General features: G+C 58.2%; 2 protein-coding genes and 3 pseudogenes. 1 reads left to right on the forward strand and 4 read right to left on the reverse strand.

Annotated features, from left to right (window positions below; translation table 11 throughout):
- The 4 genes and pseudogenes from EN991_RS32135 to EN991_RS32150 form a co-directional block, all read right to left on the reverse strand.
- A partial coding sequence (locus tag EN991_RS32135) for a DUF892 family protein (protein ID WP_164769528.1) occupies positions 1 to 291 on the reverse strand: 291 nt, incomplete at its 3' end.
- 328 nt (positions 292 to 619) lie between these two features.
- Complete coding sequence (locus tag EN991_RS32140; RefSeq protein ID WP_245461134.1) at positions 620 to 1,096, reverse strand: protein adenylyltransferase SelO family protein; 477 nt, start codon at positions 1,094 to 1,096, stop codon at positions 620 to 622.
- Positions 1,023 to 1,340, reverse strand: a pseudogene (locus EN991_RS32145) (transglutaminase N-terminal domain-containing protein); the annotation flags it as partial. The gene EN991_RS32140 and the pseudogene EN991_RS32145, both read right to left, overlap by 74 nt.
- A gap of 292 nt (positions 1,341 to 1,632) precedes the next feature.
- Positions 1,633 to 2,115 (reverse strand): annotated as a pseudogene (locus tag EN991_RS32150) (DUF2062 domain-containing protein); the annotation flags it as partial.
- A 129-nt stretch (positions 2,116 to 2,244) separates the two neighbouring features.
- On the opposite strand from EN991_RS32150, the pseudogene EN991_RS32155 reads away from it, so the two are divergent.
- Positions 2,245 to 2,485: pseudogene (locus EN991_RS32155) on the forward strand (ABC transporter); the annotation flags it as partial.

Genomic DNA, 2,485 nt, shown 5'->3' on the forward strand with positions numbered 1-2,485 from the left:
ATATTCCTCCATGATCTCGGCACCTTCATCGGTGATGCCCACAATAGCCGCACACGTCTTTCCCTGCGGCTTCTTGCCGATCACCTCGAAAACCTGTTCGAGCCGGGCAACGTGTTCTTTCGTTTCCTCGCGGTGCTTTTCGAACGCCGCCTTCAAATCTGGGCCTTGAGCGGCCTTTGCCATTTTCGGCAGCGTCGCAACGATCTTCTTTTCGGCGAAATAGATGTCCTTCAACGTGTCGTGGAAAAGTTCGTTCAGGCCCTTCGGTGATGCTTTCTTAGTGGGTGCCATCCTGTGTTCTCCCGTTCGCGCTCAAAAGCGAGGCGGAATAGCAACTCGATGCAGGGCAACTGGTTCCGGAGAGCGTTCTCTGATTGCAGTGAAATTGAACGCGACCAATTTATTCAGGACAGCCATGACGCTCAAGACCTGTCTCCCAGCACCCGCCGCCCGACGCTCAGGTAGTCCTGGCTGCAACGGTGGAAGCATCGGCACGGGTGATCGACAAGCTTCCGTGAGTCCATAATCGTCATAGATCAGACGCTTCCGACTACTCACGACGGTAGCTTGCGAAGGGTCTTCCGCATTTGCACATGTTAACCAGCCATCATTCAATGTCTCATGTGCCGCAGAATGTCTTTAAGACGCGTTCATCCGGGCGTGGCGGGTCAGCATAGCGTTCCATTTCCGGCTGCTCATCGAAGGGCCGGCTGATGACCCTCAGAATCTCCTCGAAAGGTGTGAAGTCCCCGCCCAGCGCCGCCTGGATCATAGCCTCGATGCGATGGTTGCGAGGGATGAATTTGGGATTGACGGCATGCATGACCGCCCGGCGCGCGGCCGTGTCGGCAGCATCGCTTGCGATGCGCTCGCGCCAGCGCTCCGACCAAACATCGAATGCGCCTGGATCCTCAAACAACTGCCGCGCCCCGCCCTGAGCGTCCGGGGCGGCGAGGTCGTCGCCCAGACGCCGGAAGGCGAGCGTAAAGTCGGCTTCGCTGCGAGCTAATACATCCAGAAAATTCGTAGGAGAAGGGATAGCGGAGTGCTGCTTCGTCGATGCGGAAATCCGGCGAGTGCTGCGGCGTATGGTCAAGCCGAATGGCTGTTTCGAAGTGTAGTGCTTTAGCCGCCGCCTTGAAATCAAGCACCGCAACGCAGTTTCCGAAAACGTCGTGGATCCACCGGAGCTCTTTCGGCTCGGGGTCAACGACCATGGCGTGGTCTAGAAGTCTCTGGTCGAAGCTGTCGCGCGGTCTGAATATCAACCGGTGTTCGCCAAACCTTACAGGTCGGCTGTAACGATAGACGGTCGAGTGCCTCACTGAAAAAATAGGCATGACGCCACATGCGGGTCTGGCGCCGTCTCGCCTGCGGGGTAGCTCCTTCAGCATAGCACGGTGCTTCCATGATGGTAGGTGGCGAGCTACGCTCCTTCGTGATGCTTGTTCCCACAAAACGCCCGCGATTTAGACAAGTGTGCAGCGTGCGACGAGATCTCCGGTTAATTCGAGGGTCCAAGGCGGCGACGCGCGGATTTTGACGCCGAGCCTGGTCACAATCTCGATAGGAGACTGCCCGCTAACCTCGCACGACGCCCCCACTGCATGGTGGTGGTGAACTTGCGTCCATGATGCCATAGAACAGCAGGCCAAAGATCAGTCCAAGCGGCACTGCGCCGATCAGCATCGGCTTGAGCACTGGTCCCCCACAGTTGCGAAAACGAAAGGTTATGCAACATCTCGCTCAGGTGCGCAGGCGGGCCGTGACTTGGCAGACGGTCGTGCAACATGATCTTACCGGTCTCCCAGGAGGCGCCCCACAACAGGGAAACGTCAACGGGTTGCCGAAAACAACTGCGCCAAGTGCGGCCGCCGCCAGGTTCCCCGCAATCAGCCAGCACAGAACCGCGGCAATGGCGAAGTGGAAACCCACCGGGAAGAATGAGGCGAAGACCCCCGCCGCGACCCCTGCCGCCACGGCGTGTGGAGTGGCGTTCAGCCGCAGGATGCGCTTTGAAAAGTACTGGGGCGAGCGCGAGAAGGAACTACGCGGCCACATATAGGTGCGTAAGCGCTCGAAGAAACCATCCGGGTTTCGACGTCGAAAGAGCACTCTCGTTCCTTAACTCCGCTAACGCTGCGGGACTTGTCCGTCGGAATGATCGCTGTAGAAAAAACGCGGGCTGTGTTGCTTTGTTCCGGTTTGTCAGGTTTAGAAATACTGGGAATAAGGTGATCGCGTGTGAAATCGCTTGGGCTCAAAACGGATGCCCTGAATGCTAGTTTGGCGTTGCTTGGCTTGACTCTTGCCGGTTGCGCGGCATTGGGAGGCAAGCCGGCGCCGCTCGATACGTTCGAGCTTTCCGCTTCGTCGATCGACGCGCATGGCCACAGCCGCCGCCAGATCCTTATTGCCCAGCCTTCCGCGCTCAAGGCGCTGGACAGCCAGAACATCGTCATCAAGCCGTCCGACCGTTCAATCC

The organism is Mesorhizobium sp. M7A.F.Ca.US.005.03.2.1 (assembly GCF_003997795.1).
Taxonomy (GTDB): Bacteria; Pseudomonadota; Alphaproteobacteria; order Rhizobiales; family Rhizobiaceae; genus Mesorhizobium; species Mesorhizobium ciceri.